Origin of the sequence: Rhodoferax sp. PAMC 29310, assembly GCF_017948265.1 — a bacterium.
Lineage (GTDB): Bacteria > Pseudomonadota > Gammaproteobacteria > Burkholderiales > Burkholderiaceae_C > Rhodoferax.
Map to the genome: position 1 here is coordinate 4,536,201 of NZ_CP072852.1, position 18,563 is coordinate 4,554,763.

Here is an 18,563-nt window from a genome sequence, read left to right on the forward strand (position 1 = left end):
GCGCGCATGAAAGAAGTTGGATTTACCACCGCCATTGTTCACTCAAACCGCCAAGCAGGCGCAGAGCACGGGGCCATACACAAGCCGATCCACACCTCGGTGCAATACGGGTTTGACCGCGTTGAAGACCTGGTGGGGGTGTTTCAGGGCAGCATCAAAGGCGGGTTCAACTACGCCCGTCAGGGCACGCCCACCACCGCAGCGCTGGAAACGCTGATCACTGGCTTGGAACAGGGCGTTGGCAGTGTCTGCTTTGCCACCGGCATGGCGGCCATCACCGCCACGTTTTTGACCCTGCTTCAGTCGGGTGACCACATCATCACCAGCCGCTTTGTGTTTGGCAACACCAACAGTGTGCTGAGCACATTGGTACGCTTGGGTATCACTGTGTCCATGGTGGACGCGTCGGACAGCGCCCAAGTGGCGGCGGCCATTCAGCCCAATACCCGGTTGGTGTTTGTTGAGACCATCGCCAACCCCGGCACCCAGATTCCTGACCTTTCCGCCATTGGTGAGCTTTGCAAAGCGCGTGGACTTCTCTATGTCGTGGACAACACGGTGAGCTCCCCCGCGCTGTTCCGCCCCAAAAGTGTGGGTGCGGGCTTGGTTATCAATTCATTGACCAAAACCGTGGCGGGCCACGGCAGCGCCTTGGGCGGCTCGGTCACTGACACGGGTTGCTTTGACTGGCAAACCTACCCCAATATTCTGGACAGCTATCGCAAAGGCGATGCGGCGCAATGGGGCTTGTTGCAAATCAAGAAAAAGGGCTTGCGAGACATGGGCGCGTCCTTGTCATCGGAGCACGCCCATCAAATCAGCCTTGGTGCTGAAACATTGGCGTTGCGCGTGGAGCGGAGCAGCACGACGGCTCTGGCTTTGGCGCAGTACTTGGAAAAACACCCCGCGATTGGACGGGTGTACTACCCCATGCTGTCATCTCATCCGCAACATGCCATTGCCAAAAAACACTTCAGTGCGGGATCGTGGTTGTTGTCCTTTGAGCTGCGCGACGCATCTGACTGCTTTGCTTTCATCAACCGACTGCAATTGCCCATCAAGGCCACTGGGCTGGGCGACACGCGCACGCTGATCATTCCCGTGGCGCACACCATTTTTTGGGAAGCCGGCGCACAGGTGCGGGCTGAGATGGGCATTGCAGACGGTCTGATCCGCGTATCTGTGGGGCTGGAGGACAGCGCCGATTTGGTGGCTGATTTCGAACAGGCCTTGCACGGCTGAGATGCCAGGCTTTCTGTCGTTTAGCTCACGCCCTGGCCTGAAAGGGATGGCTTTCGAGGGTTTGCAGGGGGCCTTGATCGCCCTCGGGTGACCTAAGCTGCCCCACTTCCATAGCAGCAGGATGTGATCATGAAATTTCGCCAGTTCAAACGCTTGGCTTGCCTGACCGGTTTGCTCGGTACTCTTGGCTTGGCCATCGCCCAACCCACCCAAACTGTCAAAGTGGGTTTGATTGGCCCCTTGACTGGTCCCTCGGCTGATTTCGGCATCCCCATGGCGAATGGCGCCAAGCTGGCGGTGGACGAAATCAATGCGGCTGGCGGTTACCTGGGGCGTCCGATTGAGTTGGTCATCCGAGACGACACGGCCAATCCCGATATGGGTTTGAAAATGTCCCAGGAGCTTGTCAAGGAGCAGGTCATAGCCACCGTGGGGTTTTGCAATACCGGTGTTGCTTTGAAGTCGCTGGAGGTTTATCAAACCGCCAAAACGCCTTTGATCGTGCCCTGTGCCACCGGCACACCCATCACCACCAAATACCCGGCGCCTGAAAGCTACATTTTCAGAACCTCAGCCCGCGACGCCATACAGGCGCCTTTTGTGGTGGACGATATCGTCGCCCGAGGCTGGACCCGAGTGGCTGTTTTTGCCGACAAGACAGGGTATGGCGAGGCCGGCCTGCAAGATGTCGTGAAAGCATTGGCGGCCAAAAATCTCAAGCCGGTTTACATCAGTCGATTTGACCTTGGTGTGAAGGATTTACAGGCTGAGTTGAAAGAGGCTCAGGCGGCCAACGCCAATGTGGTGTTCAGCTACACCGTGGGCCCTGAGTTGGCCACCATTGCCCGGGGTCGGGCGGACTTGAAGTGGTCAGTTCCCCAGGTGGGACCTTGGCCGCTTTCCTTCCCGTCTTTCATTGACGGTGCCAAGGGCGCGGCAGAGGGCGCCTTGACCTCGCAAACCTTTATTGCCGAGCCCAGCAACGAGCGCCGTAGCTCTTTCATCAGCGCCTACGCCCGCAAGTACAAAACCAAAAACATGGGGGTGCCCATGGCCGCAGCGCAAGCCTACGATTCGGTCTATTTGCTGACCTACGCCATTCTGGGCATTCGCAGCGGCGATTTGTCCGGGCCCAACGTCAAAAATGCGCTGGAGAACATGTCCAAGGTGTATTACGGCGTCACCGCGACCCACGAGAATCCCTTCAGCAAAGACGACAAAGACGCAGTGACCCCCAATATGCTGGTCATGGGCATGGTCAAAAACGGCGCAGTGACTTTTGCCTACCCGGAAGACCGTACGCGCAACCTGTTTGTCCAGCGCAAGAAATAGGCCGGTCAGCTTGAGGGCGGTGCGTCCGATGGCTTGGCGCCGCGCAACAGGGTGAGCGCCAGCAGGGCAGACGCCACCATCAAAAACAGACTGACGGCGTTCAGAACCGGTGTGGCGCCTTCTCGCATGCGGCCATACATCATCACCGTAAGCGGCGAGTCCGAGCCGACCAGCATTAAGGTGGTGTTGAAGTTCTCGAAAGACATCAGGAACGAAATGGCGGCGGCGCCAATGAGCGCGGGCTGGAGATAGGGCAGGGTCACGGTGGTCAACACCGCCGCGCGGGATGCGCCCAGGTTGTAGGCAGCCTCTTCCAGCGTGATATCAAAGCGCTTCAGCCGTGCGGTGATGGTCAACGTGGCAATGGACACGATGTAGGCAAACTGCCCCAGCACCACCAGCGGCAGCCCAGGTCTCAAAAATTCCAGCTCCCATCCCCACAGGTCGTCGGCCAAGTTCGCAATGCGGCTGGCAAAGGCCAGAATCGAAATGCCCAGAATCACACCGGGAATCACTAAGGGCGCGAGCATTAGGAGGGACAGTGCCTGCTTACCCCGAAACTGCGTTCGTTCAATCAAAAAGGCATTTGCCGTTCCGACCAGAACGGAGAGCACGGTGACCCAGCAGGCCACCACCACGCTGGTCCACAAACTGCCCAATAGTGCCGTGTCGGCAAACAGACCCTCTTGACCGGGTGTTGTGCCCAGAAACCACGCCAAGGTGAAGCCGCGCCAAGGCGGCGCAGGATAGGGCGCATCGTTGAACGCAAAGACCGCCACCACCACGAGCGGCAGGAACAGGAAGGCAAAAAAGATGACGCCGTAAATCACCGTGCTGGCGCGTAGCCAAGGGGGGCGGGGCAGGGAGAGGATCATGATCGCTGCATCACTTCGCCAAACTTTTGGCCGCTCAGCCTCAATCCCAACCAGACAATGGCGGTGCTGAGTCCCAGCAGCAAGAAACCAAACGCGGCGCCTTGCTCCCAGTTAAAGCGGGTGATGAACTGGGTGTAGATTTGCTCGGTGAACCACTGCGAATTTTTGCCGCCCAAGAGCGTGGGCGTCAGGTAATTTCCCAGCGTCAGCATGAAGACCACAATGCAGCCCGCCACGATGCCGGGCGCTGCATGCGGAATCACAATCTGCCGCAAAATTGACCAGCCATTGCCGCCCAGGTCATACGCCGCCTCGATCAGTGAGTCATCCAGACTCTCCAGCGCGCTGATCAGCGGGATCACCATGAACAACATGGAGGTGTAGACCAGCCCGACCAGAATGGTGGCATCGTGGTACAGCATTTCCACCGGTGCCGGGGTCACGCCCAAGGTGACCAGCAAGTCAGGCAAAACACCGGACTCGCGCAGCAAAATCATCCAACCCAGGGTCCGCACGGTCTCACTCACCCAGAATGGAATCAGGCACAGCACAAACAATAGCGCTTTGCTGCGGCCCCGCACCAGTTTGGCAATGGTCCAGGCAATGGGGAAGGCCATCAGCAGAGTAATGGCGGTCGCCAATATCGACATGACGGCGGTGCGCACAAAGGTGTGCCAGTACAAAGGTTCTTCAATAAAGGTCAGGTACTGCGCAAAGCTGGGTTCGTAGACGCGAGGGGCCACGCGGGCCCGCAGCGACAGAATCGCCAACTCGACATGGGGCAGCAGAACCAGGCCTGCCAGCCAAACCACTGCTGGGGCCAACAGCAACATCAGGATCAAGCGCGCCTGAAGTTGGTTCTGGTTCGTCACCTCAGTGCTCATGGTTTATGCCGAAGCCTTGGACGCAAAACAAACGGCCCGCTGAGGATCAAATCCAAAGCTCACGGTCTCACCCACCCGCAAGTCAGACAGGTGGCCGGTCTGGGGCAAAGCAATGCGAAATTCAGTGCGAGATTTCTCTTCATGCAAGAGTACCGCCGAGTTGGCGCCGTCAAACAGCAAGCTGTCCACCTGCGCCCGGTAATGCGGCAGGCCGGCGTCGGCAAACACCTGGGTGTCGCGTGCCAGGCTGGCAACCTCCGGGCGCACAAAGGCTTCAACTTGATCACCTGTTTGAACCTTGCCTGATGCCCGCGTGGTGAGCACCATGCCGTCGTCGCCAGTGACGGTGACCAGGTCCCCGTTCACGGCCGTAGCGCGGCCTTTCACCTGGTTGTTGGCACCCACAAAGCCGGCGACGAACGGGGTATCGGGTTGGTAGTAAAGCGCCTGAGGCGTTCCCACTTGCTCGAACCGGCCATGGTTCATGACTGCCACATGGTCAGACAGCACCAGCGCCTCTGATTGGTCGTGGGTGATGTAAACAAAGGTGGTGCCGAAGGCTGCCTGCAACTGTTTGAGCTCAATCTTCATGTGCTCGCGCAGCTTCAAGTCCAGGGCACCCAGCGGTTCATCCAATAGCAAAAGCGTGGGCTCCAGTACCAGACTGCGAGCGATGGCCACCCGTTGTTTTTGACCGCCTGAAAGTTGCTCCACGCGCTTGTTCTGCGCGCCGGGCAGGCTGACCCGTTCCAGCATCTCACCCACACGCCGCTTGATCTCGTCTGGTGCGACGCCCCGGCGAGCCAAGCCATAGCCCACGTTCTCGCCGACTGACATCATGGGAAAGAGCGCCAGGTGCTGAAACACCATGTTCACCGGGCGCCGGTTGGGTGGCACGCCTTTCATGGGCTTGCCGCCAATGCGAATCTCGCCAGAGTCCGGGCTTAAAAAGCCCGCAATCATGCGCAACAAGGTCGTTTTGCCACATCCAGAAGGGCCAAGAATGGAGAAAAAACTGCCGCGCGCTACGCTAAAAGATAGTTCATCTACCGCCAGAAATCCGCCGTAGCGCTTGCCCACGCGCACGGCTTCCAGGTCAGGCTGAGTCCCCCCACTCAATGGGGGGGGGGCAGCAATGTCGGAACTCAAGCCGGGTCGCCTTAGTTGGCGGCCTTGATGCGGTCCAGCACGCGACCTTCAATTTCCTCAATGCCAGCTGGCACAGCGGGGTACCACTTCACGTTTTTCAAGGCGGCTTCGGGGAAGCTTTCCGCAAACTGGGCTTTGAGCTTGGCATCCATCAACTGGTCAGCACCCTTGGAGGCGGTGAAGTTGCCGGCCGCCGAGGCCACGCGGGCAGCGATCTCGGGGCGCATGTTGAAGTTGATCCAGGCGTAGGCGCCAGCGTCGTTTTTGCCTTTGGCAGGCAGCGCAAAGGTGTCAATCCAGCCCAGAGCGCCGGACTTTGGCGCAATGTACTGAAACTCAGGCTTTTCAGAGTTGAGCTTCCAGCCACCCGTGTCCCACATCATGGCACCCACAATTTCACCGGCCCGCATGCCGTTGAGCAACTGATCCTTGTTGTCCCAGTAAAACTTGATGTTGCCTTTGCAAGCAATCATGGCCTTGCCGACTTCATCCATCAAGGCGCCATAGGCTTTAGGGTCACCGTACAACGCAAACGGGTCTTTGCCGGCGGCAAAGGCGAAGGCCAGCAGGGTTGGCCGTTTCAACCGCATGGCGGTCTTTCCCTTGACGTCGGCACGGCACAAGTCAGGGTAGTCAGCCATTTTGGTGAGTTTGGTGTTCACCACCAAGCCATCAGTGCCCCAGATGTGTGGCAGGCCATAGACTTTGCCTGCCAAAGTCGTGTTTTTCTTGGTGGCTTCCAGCATGGATGGGATGAATAACTCGGCTTTGAGTTTGCTCAAGTCCATCGGCTTGTAAATGCCGAACTCCTGTTGAGGGCCAGTGATGCGGTCTTGGGACGGCTGCGCTAGGTCAAAACCTGCACCACCAGTGGCGCGCAACTTGGAAATCATCTTCTCGTTATCAGACAGTGTCACCTCGACGGTGTAGCCGCTTTCCTTTTCGAACTCGGCCACGATGTCTGCCGGGGCGTAGCCGCCCCAGGTTAGCAATCGGAGTGTTTTTTCCTGCGCCATGGCGGAGCCCGCCATGGCGAGCGCGACCACGCCTGCGGCGATAAGGGTGAGTTGAGTTTTCATGCTTGTTTCCTTGAAAAGTGTGACAGAGATGAATGACGACCAGCAAGGCTGGTGGACGCTAAAGATTACTGCAGCCATGTGACAGTTAAGTGTCACTGCTGTGGCTGGAATGTGTCTACGGTCAACCGGAAACAATCCTAGGAACACCTGTTCTTCTTGCCTATCCCAAATCGGCACATGACTGGTAGAAATAGGCAGGATTTACCCTAGGCCCTGGTTCACGGTTGACGCAAATGCCAGGCCTTGGGTCGGGTAAAGGCTTGAATGCCATAGGTGGACAAGGTCAGCCCTACGCCGGAGTCACCATGGCCGCTCCAGGGCAGACGTGGGCTGACGCGGTCACAGCAGTTCCAGTACACGGTGCCCGCGTTCACCTGGTCCAACAGGTTTTTCGCACGCGCCTCGTCGCGGGTGAAGATGCCTGCCGTCAAGCCGTAACGGGTATCGTTCATCAGCTCCACCGCTTGGGCGTCGCCCGTGACCTTTTGAATCCCGATGATGGGACCAAAACTCTCTTCACGCATGAGGGCCATGTCATGACTGACGTCGGCAAACACGGTGGGCTCAAACCAGTTGCCGGGCCCAGGTAGCCGCTTGCCGCCGGTGAGCAGGCGGGCGCCTTTGGCTTTGGCATCGGCCACTTGTGCTTCCAGCACGTCAAGCTGCGGCGCGCGGGTGATGGCGCCAATGTAAGTGTCTGCGCTCATGGGGTCGCCCGCTTTGAAGGTCTTTACCGTGGCCACAAACGCCGAAACAAAGTCGTCGTGAATGGACTCGTGCACATAAATGCGCTCCACCGAGCAGCAGCTCTGGCCCGTGTTGTACATGGCGCCGTCTGCCAGCGATTCGGCGGCTGTTTTGGGGTTGGCATCTTCGCAGACATACGTGGGGTCTTTGCCCCCCAACTCCAGTTGCACCTTGACCATGCGCGGCCCCAGTGCTTCCATGATGCGGGCGCCGGTGGCGTGTGAGCCGGTGAAGAACAAGCCGTCAATTTTCTGTGCGAGCAGGGCAGCGCCCACATCGCCACCGCCAATCAAGGTGATGAAGGCGTGCTCTGGCACACCCGCCGCGTGCAGCAGGCGGGCAATCGCCAAGCCGGTTTGCGCCGCGTACTCTGACGGCTTGTAAAGCACCGCGTTGCCCGTGAGCAGGGCGGGAATGAATACGTTTCCACCCACAAACCAAGGGTAATTCCAGGCCGAGATGTTGGCAATCACGCCCAATGGCGTGTGTTCAATTTGCTCAGTCATGCTGCCGTCAATGAAGACGGTTTCCGTGGCCTGTTCGTCATCCGCCTCTTCGATAAAGAAATCGATTCGGGCAATGAGGCCGTTAAGCTCGTTTCGCGACATCTGGATCGGCTTGCCGGTCTCACGTGTCATTGTGGCGGCCAGTTCATCCAGCTCGGCCAGCACACCGGCTTTGAAGCGTTCGATACAAGCTTGGCGTTTGGCCATGGGCGTGGCGGCCCACGGCTTTTGGGCTGCCCGGGCGAGCGTTGCTTTTGCGGCGACTGAAGTTGCGTCGTCCGCAGGAAGTTCGGCGATCAATGCGCCCGTGGCAGGGTTGTGAATGGCAAGTTGATTCATGGCAGGGTCTTTCTGGCTCACAGGGCCGCTTTGAAGAGGGCGTCGAAATCGGCCGCAGTACAGGGGCGTGGATTTGTCTGATGACAAATGTCGGCGGTGGCAATTTCAATCAAGCGGGGAAAATGCTCAGGTTTCACGCCATGGGCCGCCAAACCGCCGGTGATGCCAATGCTTTGTTTGAGTTGCTTCAACCAAGGCACAAAGGCCGCACCACCGCCGGGCACCTTGCAGACGTGGGCGAGTTCATCGAACTTCTCGGGTGCGGACTCCATGTTCCACGCCAGTACCGTGTCAATCATCAAGGCGTTGGCCAAGCCGTGGTGCAAGTCGCAGACAGCGCCCAAGGCGTGGGCGCAGGAGTGCACCGCGCCCAGGTCTTTCTGGAACGCAATGGCGCCCATCATGGAGGCCATCATCATGTCGGAGCGAGCCTTCAAGTCGCCCGGGTTTTGAACGGCAGTTAACAGCGCCGCAGCGGCAATACGTGTGCCCTCCAAAGCGATGCCGTCGCACAAGGGGTGGTAGGCGGGTGACAGGTAGCTCTCAATGTTGTGGGTCAGCGCATCCATGCCGGTGGCGGCCGTCACGTGGGACGGCAGGCCTACTGTCAGTTCCGGGTCGGCAAAGACGGTTTTGGCGAGAATTTTGGCGCTGAACACCACCCGCTTCAAATGGGTGTCGTTCTCGCTGACCACGCTAGAGCGCCCCACCTCGGAGCCGGTGCCCGAGGTGGTAGGCAAGGCGATGAAGTAGGGCAGCTCGTGGGTAATGGGCCGCATTTGTGGGTGGTCCCATACGTATTCCAGAATATCGCCTTCGTGCGTAGCGGCTACGCCCACCACTTTGGCCACATCCAGCGCTGCGCCACCCCCAAAACCAATCACGCAATCGGCCTGATGCGCCTTGTAGGCAGCGGCGCCATCCATGACCTGGCTGCAGGTGGGGTTGCCAAAGACGCCGGTAAATACCGCCACGTCCAGTCCGTCAAGATGTGAAACAAACTCGGTCAACACCGGCAAGGCACCCAGCGCCCGGTCGGTCACGATCAAGGGGCGCTTGCAGCCGGCTTCGATCAAATGTTTTGCTACTAATTTGCGAGCGCCTGCGCCAAATTTGATGGGGGTAGGGAAGGAGAAGTTGGTAATAGTCATGGTCGTTCAGATGATTTCAAAGTAACGTTTCATTTCATAGTCTGTCACAGCGTCCAGCCACTGCCGCCATTCCCAGTCGCGGGTCGCCGCGAAATGGTCGACAAAACCGTCACCCAGCCAGTCTCTGGCAATGGTGGATTTCTCGAAAATTCGGGTGGTCTCAATCAAGGTGCGCGGCGCCCGTGCAATGTGCTCGCCGCCCACATTGGTCCCAGTAATCGGGGGGGCTGTCAGCTTCAACCCCTTCTCCACACCGTCCAAACCGGCGGCAATCACCGCCGCCATGGCCAGGTAGGGATTCACGTCAGCGCCGGGGCAGCGTGTCTCCAGCCGGGTGGCCTTGGGGCTTCCGGCAATGACCCGAAAACTGGCGGTGCGGTTGTCCACGCCCCAAGTGGGTTTGACCGGGGCCCAATAGCCGTCCACCAGCCGCTTGTAGCTGTTGATGGTGGGCCACATCATCGGTGCAAACTCCATCAGGCAGGCCACCTGCCCCGCAAGGTAGCTTTCAAACAGCGGGCTCATCTTGCGCGGGTTCTTGGCGTCAAAAAACAGATTGTTCTTGCCGTCAGACAGACTTTGGTGAATGTGCCCGCTGCAGCCTGGCAGCTGCTGATGCGGCTTGGCCATGAAGCTGGGCATGATGCCAAAGCCCGCCCCAATCTCTTTGGTGCCCGTTTTGAAAAGAATGGCACGGTCGGCCTGCTCCAGTGCTTCGCTAAAGCCCAATGCCGCTTCATAGACGCCCGGGCCGGTCTCGGTATGCAGCCCCTCAATCGGCACGCCAAATGCCAGCATGTCGTCCATGATGGCATTCAGAAAATCCCGGTTCTGGTTCATGCGCAGCAGCGAATAGCCAAACATGCCCGGTGTGAGCACCTCGGGTCCCACTCCCTTCTTGGCCGCCCAGCTTTGAGGGGTTTCCAGAAAGTTGAACCACTCAAACTCCATGCCGGTCATGACCTTGAAACCCATTTTTTCGGCACGCTTGAGTACCCGTTTCAGGGTCTGGCGGGGGCACTGGGCGTGGGCCGAACCATCGGCGTTGACGAATTCGCTCAAAAAGAAGGGCACATCGTCGTCCCAAGGCACATGGCGTGCGGTGTTCAGATCAAGCCGGGCCAGTGCGTCCGGAAAGCCGTGCTGCCAGCCGGTGGCCGTGGTGTTGTCATAGGTGACATCCATCATGTCCCAGCCCAAAACGACATCACAAAAGCCAAAGCCACCGCCGGGTGCCGGCTCGGCGGCGCCCAGAAACTTGTCGCGGTGCAGGTACTTGCCGCGCAGAATGCCATCAATGTCGCTGACCGCCACCTTGACTTTTTTGGCGTCGGATTGTTTGAACTGGGTCAGTGCGGGGTGTTCGCCCGCTGTTTTTTTCTTTGAGGTCGCCATAGAGCCTTTCCAGTGACGGTTAGAGGACGGGCGCGCCGCTGGCAACGCGTTGGGCCTTGGCGTGGTCAAGGGCGAACTCTTCTTCCGGAGAAAGAATCAGGCGCTTGCGGCCCACCAGTGCAAAGTAGGCGATGCCCACGCTGAACCAGATGGCCACCCACATCACGCCTTGCTGATAAACCGGGTCCGTCAACTGAAAGTAAAGGGTGACAGACGCAATCAAAATCGTCAACACCGCGCCCACCACCCCAAACGGGCTGCGGTAAGGCCGTGCCAGCGCGGGAAAGTTCTTGCGCAGCAAAATGAACGACAGCGCTTGCATGATGTAAGAAAACATAGCGCCAAACACGGCCATGTTCAGCAGCGTACCGCCAATGACGGCTGCGCCCTTGTCCGCCCCCAGGCTGAACCACAGAATGAACATCACCACCAGGGCCAGAACGGCGCCGGTGATCATGGCAATGTGAGGCGTCTTACGGCTACCGTGGGTCACTGACAAGGCCGACGGAAAGTAGCCTGCCCGGCTGAGCGAGTAGATTTGGCGCCCCTTGGCGAAGATGATGGTGTGAAAGCTGGCGACCAGCCCGAGTACTGCCACTGTTGCCAGAGTTTTTGCAATACCGTCACCATAAATGGCTTTGAAACCGTCCAGCAAGGGCTCGCCTGAGGTGCCCAGTTTGTGCGAACCCACGCCGGCCACCGAGGGGTTGAGCCACAAAATCATGAAGGCCGACAAAATCAGGGTAAATATGCCGGCCAGAATGCCGCGTGGCATGTCCCGCTTGGGGTCCACCGACTCTTCCGCCGCCAGTGGCAACTGCTCAATCGCCAAAAACAACCACACCGCAAACGGCAGGCATGCCAGTACACCCGCCAGTCCCATCGGCAGGAACGGGCCGTGGCCTTCGGGCAAGGCGATCCCGCCTTCGCCCACGTTCATCGCCCACTTGGCGAAATCAATAGAGGGCAGGGCGCTGAACCAGAACACCACCAGGCAAGACAGCGCCAGCAGCGTCACGATCAAGGTCACCTTGAACGACAACTCCACGCCCACGATATTGAGACTCACAAACAAAATGTAAAACCCGATCCACCACAGCGGCAGCGTCTCTGGCGATGTGCCAAAAATACCCGCCATATAGCTGCTGATGAAATAAACGATGACCGCCGGCGTCAGCACATACTCCACGTTTTCAGCCAGCCCGGTGACAAAGCCACCCCACTGACCCATGGCCGTGCGGGCGAAGGAATAGGCGCCGCCGGTGTGGGGCAACGCCGGAGACATTTCAGCCAACGAAAAGGTCAGCCCCAGGTACATGATGGCGATGATGATGGTCGCCAAAAACATGCTGCCCCAGCCATTGGCCAGTCCCAGGTTCCAGCCGGAGAAGTGGCCGGAAATCACCGCCCCTACGCCCAACGCCCACAGGGACCAAACCCCGGCGTACCGACGCAGCCCTCGTTTGTCAAAGTAACTCTGGTCAACTTTGGTGTATTGCACACCGGACGAATCGCTCATGTGGGGCTCCTGGATGTTGTTGGAGATCAGGGAAAGACCGAGTGCATCCTAGGAAGTGGCTAACCGGCTGACTATCCAAAATCGGCAGGTTTACTTTGAGTAGCATCAATGTTTTTTTCAAATGCGGTAGAGTACGGGGTAAACCCGGGGTGTGCTGAAGCTGGCAATCCGGTCAGAATTAATAAATGCCTGCTCAATCCGCGAACGCGATGTCCTTGGGTGCCCAGTACCTTGGACTGGGTGGGCGAGGCGTGTCTGCGTTGGCCAGCGCCACCTTTGCAGACGTCGAAGAGCAAGCCTGCGCATTGACAGGCTGGAATCAAGACTATTTGCAACTCAGCGCGGGTGCGTTTCAGGGCGAAATCTGTCAGGTTGAAGGCGCCTGTATCAAGCTCTTTATTGAGCGTGTGCAGCAGTCGCTGTTTCAAACTGGCGTTCTACCGCGCAACGTGCTGGCGGTTGGCATTCCGTTAAGCGCCAGTGGTGCTGGCATGTTCTGCGGCCAGGCTTGTGCGTCTGACGCGTTTCATGTGTTTTCCGGCTCGTCCGGATTCGAGTTCAGAACCTCTCAGCAGCACACCATGCTTGGCATTGAATTGCAGTTGGGCGATGGGTGGCTGAGCGACGTAGGGCCAGGCGTTGAGTCCGGTAATCACCGGGACTTACCCGCACAGGCCGGCGCCTTGCCAATGGGCCCTGCTGCGCTGGCCGAACTCAAAACCTATTTGCTGGCCTTGCTCCAGTCCGCGCAAACCGCACCTGATGTGTTGTCCAGCCCGGCCGTGGTCAACACCGTGGCCGATTTTTTGCTGGACCACATGGCCCGAAACTCGGTGGGCGCTGGCTTGACTGATGAGTTACCGGTTCACCAAAAGCTGGTGCAACGGGCCTGCGCTTTGGTCCATGAAACGCTGGAGCAGGCCCCCACCGTGGCGCAACTCTGCATCGACTTGGGCGTGAGCCGGCGCACCCTTCAAAACGGTTTTCAGCGCACCCTGAATGTCAGCCCGCTGAACTACCTCAAAGCCGTGCGCCTGGGCCAAGCGCGCCGGGCACTCAAGCAGGTGCGCTCCGTGACCGAGGCCGCAACGGCCTTTGGCTTCTGGCACTTTGGTCACTTCTCACAAGACTACCTGACCATGTTTGGCGAGCGCCCCTCAGACACCTTGAGGCGCCACCAAAGCGACTAACCCCGCTCGCCAACTTCGTCATGTGGTAGTTTCACCGGCATGACGACCTGGATCGACACCCATTGCCACCTTGACGCCGCCGAATTCGGCTCGGAGGCCCTTGCAGTGCGGGCACACGCCGCACAACAAGGCGTGAAGCACTGCGTCATTCCCGCCGTATTGGCCGCCAACTTTGACAGGGTGCGCCATTTGGCCCATGCCAGCGGCGGCAGCTACGCGTTGGGCATTCACCCCCTCTATGTCAAACAGGCAAAGGACTCTGATCTGCAGCAACTGGACGCTCAGTTGACGCTGCACCGCGACGACCCCCGCTTGGTGGCGGTGGGCGAAATTGGGCTGGACTTGTGGGTGCCCGAATTGACGCAAAGCCCCTGGCGAGAGCGGCAGACGAACTTTTATCTGGCGCAATTGAAATTGGCCAAGCAGCATGACATGCCGGTGATTCTTCATGTGCGCCGTTCCGCCGACCTCCTTCTCAAAGGCCTGCGCGCGGTGGGCGGTGGGCGCCCCTGGCTAGGCATTGCCCATGCTTTCAATGGCAGTAACCAGCAGGCGCAAGCATTTATTGCACTCGGCTTCAAACTGGGTTTTGGAGGGGCGATGACGTATGAGCGCGCCCAGCAGCTGCGTCGCCTGGCGACAACCCTGCCGTTGGAGTCCATCGTGCTGGAAACGGACTCGCCCGACATGCCCCCGCACTGGATCTACAAAACTGCCGCGCAGCGAGAAGCGGGTGAACCCCAGGGGCGCAATACCCCCGGCGAGCTGCCCCGTATTGGCGCTGAACTGGCCGCCTTGCGCGGGATTTGTGTCGAGGAACTGGCTGAAGCCACCACACGCAACGCTTTGGACGCTTTGCCCCGGTTGCGCGCCTTGCTGGCGTCTTTCTGAACTTGGGAGGCCGCAAGCCTCAAAAACCGCTGCGCTATGCTCACAAACACTTGTTTACCCTAGGAGTCGCCTGTGTTTCCACTGCCCATCACCACTGAACAATCCATTGGCCGCCTGGTCTTGCGGCTGAGCGGGTTTGTGCAGGGGCGGCTGTGGCTGCAGGTGCTGGTGGCCATGGCCATTGGCATTGCCACCGGTATGGCCATTGGGCCCACAGGCGGCTGGTTGACACCCAAGATGGCGCTGCTGGTGAGCAATTGGCTGGCCATGCCGGGCTACTTGTTTTTGGCGATGGTGCAGATGATCGTCATCCCGCTGGTGGTTGCCTCCATCATTTTGGGCATGACCAGTTCGCGCGACATGCAGCAGTTGCGCAGCATGGGCTTGCGCACGGGGCTGTTCTTTCTCTTCACCACCCTAGTTGCCGCAGTCATTGGCTTGGTCATTGCGCTGGCGGTGCAGCCCGGCAGCTACCTGCAGGTGGACCAGTTGCCGAGCGCCACGGCGGTCACTGCCTCGGCGACGAGCGCGGCCCCTTCACTCGCCACCTTGCCTTCCCAGATTGTGCGCATCGTGCCGACCAACCCATTGCAGGCCAGCGTAGAGCAGAACATGCTGCAGGTGGTGGTGTTTGCCATCTTCATGGGCGTGGCACTCGTGACGATGGACGGCAAGCTGGCCAAACCGCTGGTGGATTTGTTGGGTGCCGTGCAAGAGGTCAGCATGGTCGTGGTGCGCTGGGCCATGTACCTGGTGCCACTGGCGGTGTTTGGCCTCATGACGCAGCTCACCGCCCGCATGGGGCTGGACGCGCTGCTGGGCATGGGTGTGTATGTGCTGACCGTGCTGACCGTGCTGGGGGCGCTGCTGCTGACCTTTGCGTTTTTGATGGTGGTCTATGCCGTGGGACGGCGCCGCTCGCCATTGACCTTTCTGCGTGGCAGCCGCGATGTGTTGTTGCTCGCGTTCTCCACCTCCAGCTCGGCTGCGGTGATGCCGCTGACCATTCGTACCGCCGAGGAAGCACTGGGTGTGCAGCAAGGCGTGTCGCGCTTCGTGATTCCGCTGGGGACGACCATCAACATGGCGGGCACCGCGCTTTATCAGGTGATTGCCACCTTGTTTCTGGCGCAGGTCTATCAGGTGGACGTGGGCTTGCCCGGGCTTTTGCTGGTGGTGGTGCTCGCAGTCGGCGCCTCCATTGGCTCGCCAGGCACGCCGGGCGTTGTTATTGTGATTTTGTCGATGATGCTGGGCACGGTGGGTATCCCGGCTGAAGGCATTGCGCTCATCATCGGCGTGGACCGCATTCTTGACATGAGTCGCACCACACTCAATGTGGCCGGTGATCTGGTGGCGGCAAGTGTGATTGACGAGCACACGCTGCGTGTGCCAGAAGAGGTTGGTCGCCAGGCTTGAGTCAAAATTCTCGTGGGTCGCGCTGGCTGGGCGCTGCAATTCAAGGCTGAACCCGGCCCAGCACAGCCAACCCGCCTTCTCCGGTTTTGACGATCACGCCTTGTCCCGAAGCCGGGGAGACGCCCGTTAGCGCCGTGATGTTGACCTGATGCGTCACTACCACGAGGACGCCGGGGCCTTGCCACTGTTTCAGAATGGCCAGTGCGGCAGCCGTTTGCGCAGTCTGGCGCTCCGATGTTTCAAAAAATGAGTTGAACGGGGCGGCATCGTGACTCAGCCCAGGGAAAGCCAGCTGGGCAGTCTCTCGGGTGCGACACCATTGCGAACTCAGCACCTCGCCGACGGGGATACCCCAGCTGCGGAATTGCTCATCGATCCGGCGAGCCTGGGCCCGGCCTGTGGCGTCAAGGTTGCGCTGGCTGCTGCAGTCACTGAGCGTGAAGCCGGGCGGGTCGCTGAAGCCGGGCGCATTGGCGTGGCGAAACAGCACAATGCTGCCGCTTTGGACCGCCGCCCAATCGGACTGCGCCCAGCCAGCGCGCGGCAGGCCCAGTGCGAACAATGCCAGGAGTAAGACCGTCAGCCAGGCCGGCCAGCGCCACTGGCGGCTACGAGAACCGGGGCTGGCCTGTGCCTGGGGTTCATAAAGTGGTTCGCACCAGCGCATGATTCATCCCTCCTTTTCCATTGATGTCAGTAGTAGGCGAAATGTGTTTCGAATGGCCATCGTTTTATTGATGGCTAAAGAATGATGTGCACCCGCCGGAAAAGTTCCAAATAAGGCCACACGTTGCTGATGAAAAACTCACCGCCAGGGGGGGGCACAAGACAAAAGCCACTTGATTCGCGTCAACGACCGGCAGCAAATTGGCTGCAAAAGTTTGTCCATCCAAACCGGCAAACAATAGGTGTCCATGAAGACAAATATCGTGTTGACCGTCGACCCGGGTCTGATTGCACATCTTTTGGGGTGCGGGTTTGGGGCCGGGGAAACAGCCGATTCAGCGCAGAAGGAGCAAGCTCGCCAGCCTGGAGCGCCAGATCCGGCCGATACCTGCAACCCCCGCTTTGTGCAGCACACCGGCAAGATGGTTGATGGATGTCAGGACCAAAATGTGGGCGTGGCGAAGTTTCCCCTTGATCGCCTGGAAGGCGGTTCCACCGGTTCGGATTGCACCTGCATTGGTGGCAACTTGTGTATACAGAGCGGCTTTTTCCTGAAACTCGATAATCCTGAAGCCGATGACTGGTTGCGTGAACAGCGCAGCGCGTTGTGCTCCCCCCCTGAAGCTGCCCGACAACCCTGATTTGATGAGTGCTCTCAATGACTGAATCCGATTCCTCCGCCCGTCCTCCCTGTCATGCGGGGCGCTGGCGGGCTGCCACCGTGTTTTGCTTGCTGGTGATGGCCATTGCGCTGGCCACGGGCATGAGCATGTTTGAGCAGTTCAAGGCCCAACTTAGCCACCTGCAAACCAAGCTGGAAACGGTGCATCAAATTAAATACGTGGCCGTGTTGCTGGACGAGGCCAAGGCGCCTGCGCTGCTGGTCACCTTGGATCCGCTGGAGGCGGCCTTGCAGGTGCAGCGTTTGAACAGTGTGGCAGAAGGGCGTGAGGACACCATGCAGTTGTGGGCCGTGCCCGTGGCGGGCGAGCCGCGGTCGCTGGGTGTTTTGACCCGGGGCAACAAAACGCTGAGTGTTCCTGTGGCTGATGGTGCTTTGGACGATGTCCCCCGCCTGGCGATCAGCGTGGAAGAGAAGGGCGGCGTTGAGCCCGGGGTGGCCCCCCGCTTGCCTTACCTCTTTGAAGGCACCTTGATTCAAAAGGCCCTGTAATTTTTTGGGAGCATGGCGATGGCTGAAGTGACGGGGATTGACCATATTTACATCACCGTGTCTGACTTGGCGCGGTCCGAACTGTTTTATGACCAAGTCTTGATGCTGGCCTTGGGGTTTCGCAAAAGCAAGTTCACCCTGGGCGGTGACCCGCACATTCAGTACTTCAACCGATTGTTCGGCTATGTGTTGCGCCCGGCCCGGGCGGCCACGCCGCACGATGCCTACGCGCCCGGCTTGCATCACTTTTGCCTGCGGGTGCACACGGCCGCCGAAGTGCATGAGGTGGCCCAGGCGCTGCAGGGCGTGGGCATTGACGCGACAGCGACGCGGCTTTACCCCGAGTACGCACCCGACTACATGGCCACGTTTTTTGAAGACCCTGACGGCCTGCGTCTTGAGGTGACCAATTACCGCCAAGAGCGCCGGGACCGCCATGCCAACTGGTAGCGTGACTGCAATTGATCAGGCGGTGCTACCACGTTTGGCCGGGTTGCTGCCCATTGTTTCCAGCAACACCCGCTTGCTGATATTGGGCAGTTTTCCCGGTGCGGTGTCTTTGGCCAAACAGCAGTACTACGGGCACCCGCAAAACCAGTTTTGGCGGATATTGCAAGCTATTTGGCCCGATAGCCTTGGTGGAATAAGCGCATGCAGCTATGAAAAACGGAGCGATTGGTTGTTGGCGCGAGGCCTGGGTGTGTGGGATGTGTACGCCAGTTGCGAGCGCCAGGGCAGTCTGGACACGGCCATTCGAAACCCGCAGGTGAACGACTTTGCAGCCCTGCTGCAGCGCTGCCCGCAACTGGCCTCAGTGGCGCACAACGGCGGTGAGAGCTTTCGCCATGCCAAACACACGGCGGCGCTGGGACTGGCTGTGTACAAGCTGCCGTCCACCAGTCCGGCCAACGCCAGCTGGAGTTTTGAGCGCAAGTTGGCCGTTTGGCGCGAGGTGATGGTGGGCGCCGGTTTGGTCTGACACCGCGTGCGCCCCCACGATGGCGA

The 18,563-nt window shown here is 59.3% G+C and carries 18 protein-coding genes; 8 read left to right on the forward strand and 10 right to left on the reverse strand.

Annotated features, from left to right (window positions below; genetic code table 11):
* Nucleotides 1-6: 6 nt before the first annotated feature.
* Nucleotides 7-1,242: a cystathionine gamma-synthase family protein gene (locus J8G15_RS21065; protein ID WP_210544946.1), complete on the forward strand. Its 1,236-nt coding sequence runs from the start codon at nucleotides 7-9 to the stop codon at nucleotides 1,240-1,242.
* A 129-nt stretch (nucleotides 1,243-1,371) separates the two neighbouring features.
* Complete coding sequence (locus J8G15_RS21070; protein ID WP_210544947.1) at nucleotides 1,372-2,574, forward strand: ABC transporter substrate-binding protein; 1,203 nt, start codon at nucleotides 1,372-1,374, stop codon at nucleotides 2,572-2,574.
* Between the two features lie 5 nt (nucleotides 2,575-2,579).
* On the opposite strand, the gene J8G15_RS21075 is transcribed toward J8G15_RS21070, so the two are convergent.
* The 8 genes from J8G15_RS21075 to J8G15_RS21110 form a co-directional block, all read right to left on the reverse strand.
* On the reverse strand, nucleotides 2,580-3,449 hold the full coding sequence (locus J8G15_RS21075) for an ABC transporter permease (RefSeq protein ID WP_210544949.1): 870 nt from the start codon (nucleotides 3,447-3,449) through the stop codon (nucleotides 2,580-2,582).
* The gene (locus tag J8G15_RS21080; RefSeq protein ID WP_210544951.1) at nucleotides 3,446-4,333 is read right to left on the reverse strand and encodes an ABC transporter permease; all 888 of its coding nucleotides are present in this window, start codon (nucleotides 4,331-4,333) and stop codon (nucleotides 3,446-3,448) included. Before J8G15_RS21080 ends, J8G15_RS21075 begins: the two co-directional genes overlap by 4 nt.
* 3 nt (nucleotides 4,334-4,336) lie before the next feature.
* The gene (locus J8G15_RS21085; protein ID WP_210544953.1) at nucleotides 4,337-5,482 is read right to left on the reverse strand and encodes an ABC transporter ATP-binding protein; all 1,146 of its coding nucleotides are present in this window, start codon (nucleotides 5,480-5,482) and stop codon (nucleotides 4,337-4,339) included.
* A gap of 11 nt (nucleotides 5,483-5,493) precedes the next feature.
* Nucleotides 5,494-6,561 (reverse strand): extracellular solute-binding protein, encoded by a 1,068-nt coding sequence (locus J8G15_RS21090; RefSeq protein WP_210544955.1) that lies wholly within the window; start codon nucleotides 6,559-6,561, stop codon nucleotides 5,494-5,496.
* Between the two features lie 218 nt (nucleotides 6,562-6,779).
* Nucleotides 6,780-8,153, reverse strand: coding sequence for an aldehyde dehydrogenase family protein (locus tag J8G15_RS21095; protein ID WP_210544957.1), 1,374 nt, complete (start codon nucleotides 8,151-8,153; stop codon nucleotides 6,780-6,782).
* A gap of 17 nt (nucleotides 8,154-8,170) precedes the next feature.
* Nucleotides 8,171-9,304, reverse strand: a complete 1,134-nt coding sequence (locus J8G15_RS21100) for an iron-containing alcohol dehydrogenase (RefSeq protein WP_210544959.1) — start codon at nucleotides 9,302-9,304, stop codon at nucleotides 8,171-8,173.
* Between the two features lie 6 nt (nucleotides 9,305-9,310).
* The gene (locus J8G15_RS21105) at nucleotides 9,311-10,699 is read right to left on the reverse strand and encodes a glutamine synthetase family protein (protein ID WP_210544961.1); all 1,389 of its coding nucleotides are present in this window, start codon (nucleotides 10,697-10,699) and stop codon (nucleotides 9,311-9,313) included.
* A gap of 19 nt (nucleotides 10,700-10,718) precedes the next feature.
* The gene (locus tag J8G15_RS21110; protein WP_210544962.1) at nucleotides 10,719-12,218 is read right to left on the reverse strand and encodes an amino acid permease; all 1,500 of its coding nucleotides are present in this window, start codon (nucleotides 12,216-12,218) and stop codon (nucleotides 10,719-10,721) included.
* Between the two features lie 185 nt (nucleotides 12,219-12,403).
* Between J8G15_RS21110 and J8G15_RS21115 the strand changes: the two genes are divergently transcribed.
* The 3 genes from J8G15_RS21115 (at nucleotide 12,404) to J8G15_RS21125 (ending at nucleotide 15,718) form a co-directional block, all read left to right on the forward strand.
* Nucleotides 12,404-13,408 (forward strand): helix-turn-helix domain-containing protein, encoded by a 1,005-nt coding sequence (locus J8G15_RS21115; protein WP_210544964.1) that lies wholly within the window; start codon nucleotides 12,404-12,406, stop codon nucleotides 13,406-13,408.
* Between the two features lie 39 nt (nucleotides 13,409-13,447).
* A complete protein-coding gene (locus J8G15_RS21120; protein WP_210544966.1) occupies nucleotides 13,448-14,299 on the forward strand; it encodes a TatD family hydrolase in 852 nt (283 codons plus the stop codon).
* 72 nt (nucleotides 14,300-14,371) lie between these two features.
* On the forward strand, nucleotides 14,372-15,718 hold the full coding sequence (locus J8G15_RS21125; RefSeq protein ID WP_210544968.1) for a dicarboxylate/amino acid:cation symporter: 1,347 nt from the start codon (nucleotides 14,372-14,374) through the stop codon (nucleotides 15,716-15,718).
* 40 nt (nucleotides 15,719-15,758) lie between these two features.
* On the opposite strand, the gene J8G15_RS21130 is transcribed toward J8G15_RS21125, so the two are convergent.
* On the reverse strand, nucleotides 15,759-16,385 hold the full coding sequence (locus J8G15_RS21130; protein ID WP_210544970.1) for a histidine phosphatase family protein: 627 nt from the start codon (nucleotides 16,383-16,385) through the stop codon (nucleotides 15,759-15,761).
* A gap of 334 nt (nucleotides 16,386-16,719) precedes the next feature.
* On the reverse strand, nucleotides 16,720-17,043 hold the full coding sequence (locus J8G15_RS21135; protein ID WP_210544972.1) for a hypothetical protein: 324 nt from the start codon (nucleotides 17,041-17,043) through the stop codon (nucleotides 16,720-16,722).
* Here J8G15_RS21135 and J8G15_RS21140 point away from each other — a divergent pair.
* From J8G15_RS21140 to J8G15_RS21150, 3 genes are read left to right on the forward strand one after another with little or no spacing between them, the layout of a single operon-like run.
* Complete coding sequence (locus J8G15_RS21140) at nucleotides 17,043-17,558, forward strand: anti-sigma factor (protein ID WP_210544974.1); 516 nt, start codon at nucleotides 17,043-17,045, stop codon at nucleotides 17,556-17,558. The genes J8G15_RS21135 and J8G15_RS21140 overlap by 1 nt on opposite strands.
* Before the next feature lie 18 nt (nucleotides 17,559-17,576).
* Entirely contained in the window at nucleotides 17,577-18,008 is a 432-nt protein-coding gene (locus J8G15_RS21145) for a VOC family protein (RefSeq protein WP_210544976.1), read from the forward strand.
* Nucleotides 17,995-18,537, forward strand: a complete 543-nt coding sequence (locus tag J8G15_RS21150) for a DNA-deoxyinosine glycosylase (protein ID WP_210544978.1) — start codon at nucleotides 17,995-17,997, stop codon at nucleotides 18,535-18,537. The genes J8G15_RS21145 and J8G15_RS21150 overlap by 14 nt, the downstream gene beginning before the upstream one ends.
* The last annotated feature ends 26 nt before the right edge of the window (nucleotides 18,538-18,563 follow it).

Bases quoted from the DNA above. Each gene is read 5' to 3' on its own strand.
- J8G15_RS21065 (WP_210544946.1), top strand. From the start codon at position 7: ATGAAAGAAGTTGGATTTACCACCGCCATTGTTCACTCAAACCGCCAA.
- J8G15_RS21070 (WP_210544947.1), top strand. From the start codon at position 1,372: ATGAAATTTCGCCAGTTCAAACGCTTGGCTTGCCTGACCGGTTTGCTC.
- J8G15_RS21075 (WP_210544949.1), bottom strand. From the start codon at position 3,449: ATGATCCTCTCCCTGCCCCGCCCCCCTTGGCTACGCGCCAGCACGGTG.
- J8G15_RS21080 (WP_210544951.1), bottom strand. From the start codon at position 4,333: ATGAGCACTGAGGTGACGAACCAGAACCAACTTCAGGCGCGCTTGATC.
- J8G15_RS21090 (WP_210544955.1), bottom strand. From the start codon at position 6,561: ATGAAAACTCAACTCACCCTTATCGCCGCAGGCGTGGTCGCGCTCGCC.
- J8G15_RS21095 (WP_210544957.1), bottom strand. From the start codon at position 8,153: ATGAATCAACTTGCCATTCACAACCCTGCCACGGGCGCATTGATCGCC.
- J8G15_RS21100 (WP_210544959.1), bottom strand. From the start codon at position 9,304: ATGACTATTACCAACTTCTCCTTCCCTACCCCCATCAAATTTGGCGCA.
- J8G15_RS21105 (WP_210544961.1), bottom strand. From the start codon at position 10,699: ATGGCGACCTCAAAGAAAAAAACAGCGGGCGAACACCCCGCACTGACC.
- J8G15_RS21110 (WP_210544962.1), bottom strand. From the start codon at position 12,218: ATGAGCGATTCGTCCGGTGTGCAATACACCAAAGTTGACCAGAGTTAC.
- J8G15_RS21115 (WP_210544964.1), top strand. From the start codon at position 12,404: ATGCCTGCTCAATCCGCGAACGCGATGTCCTTGGGTGCCCAGTACCTT.
- J8G15_RS21120 (WP_210544966.1), top strand. From the start codon at position 13,448: ATGACGACCTGGATCGACACCCATTGCCACCTTGACGCCGCCGAATTC.
- J8G15_RS21130 (WP_210544970.1), bottom strand. From the start codon at position 16,385: ATGCGCTGGTGCGAACCACTTTATGAACCCCAGGCACAGGCCAGCCCC.
- J8G15_RS21140 (WP_210544974.1), top strand. From the start codon at position 17,043: ATGACTGAATCCGATTCCTCCGCCCGTCCTCCCTGTCATGCGGGGCGC.
- J8G15_RS21145 (WP_210544976.1), top strand. From the start codon at position 17,577: ATGGCTGAAGTGACGGGGATTGACCATATTTACATCACCGTGTCTGAC.
- J8G15_RS21150 (WP_210544978.1), top strand. From the start codon at position 17,995: ATGCCAACTGGTAGCGTGACTGCAATTGATCAGGCGGTGCTACCACGT.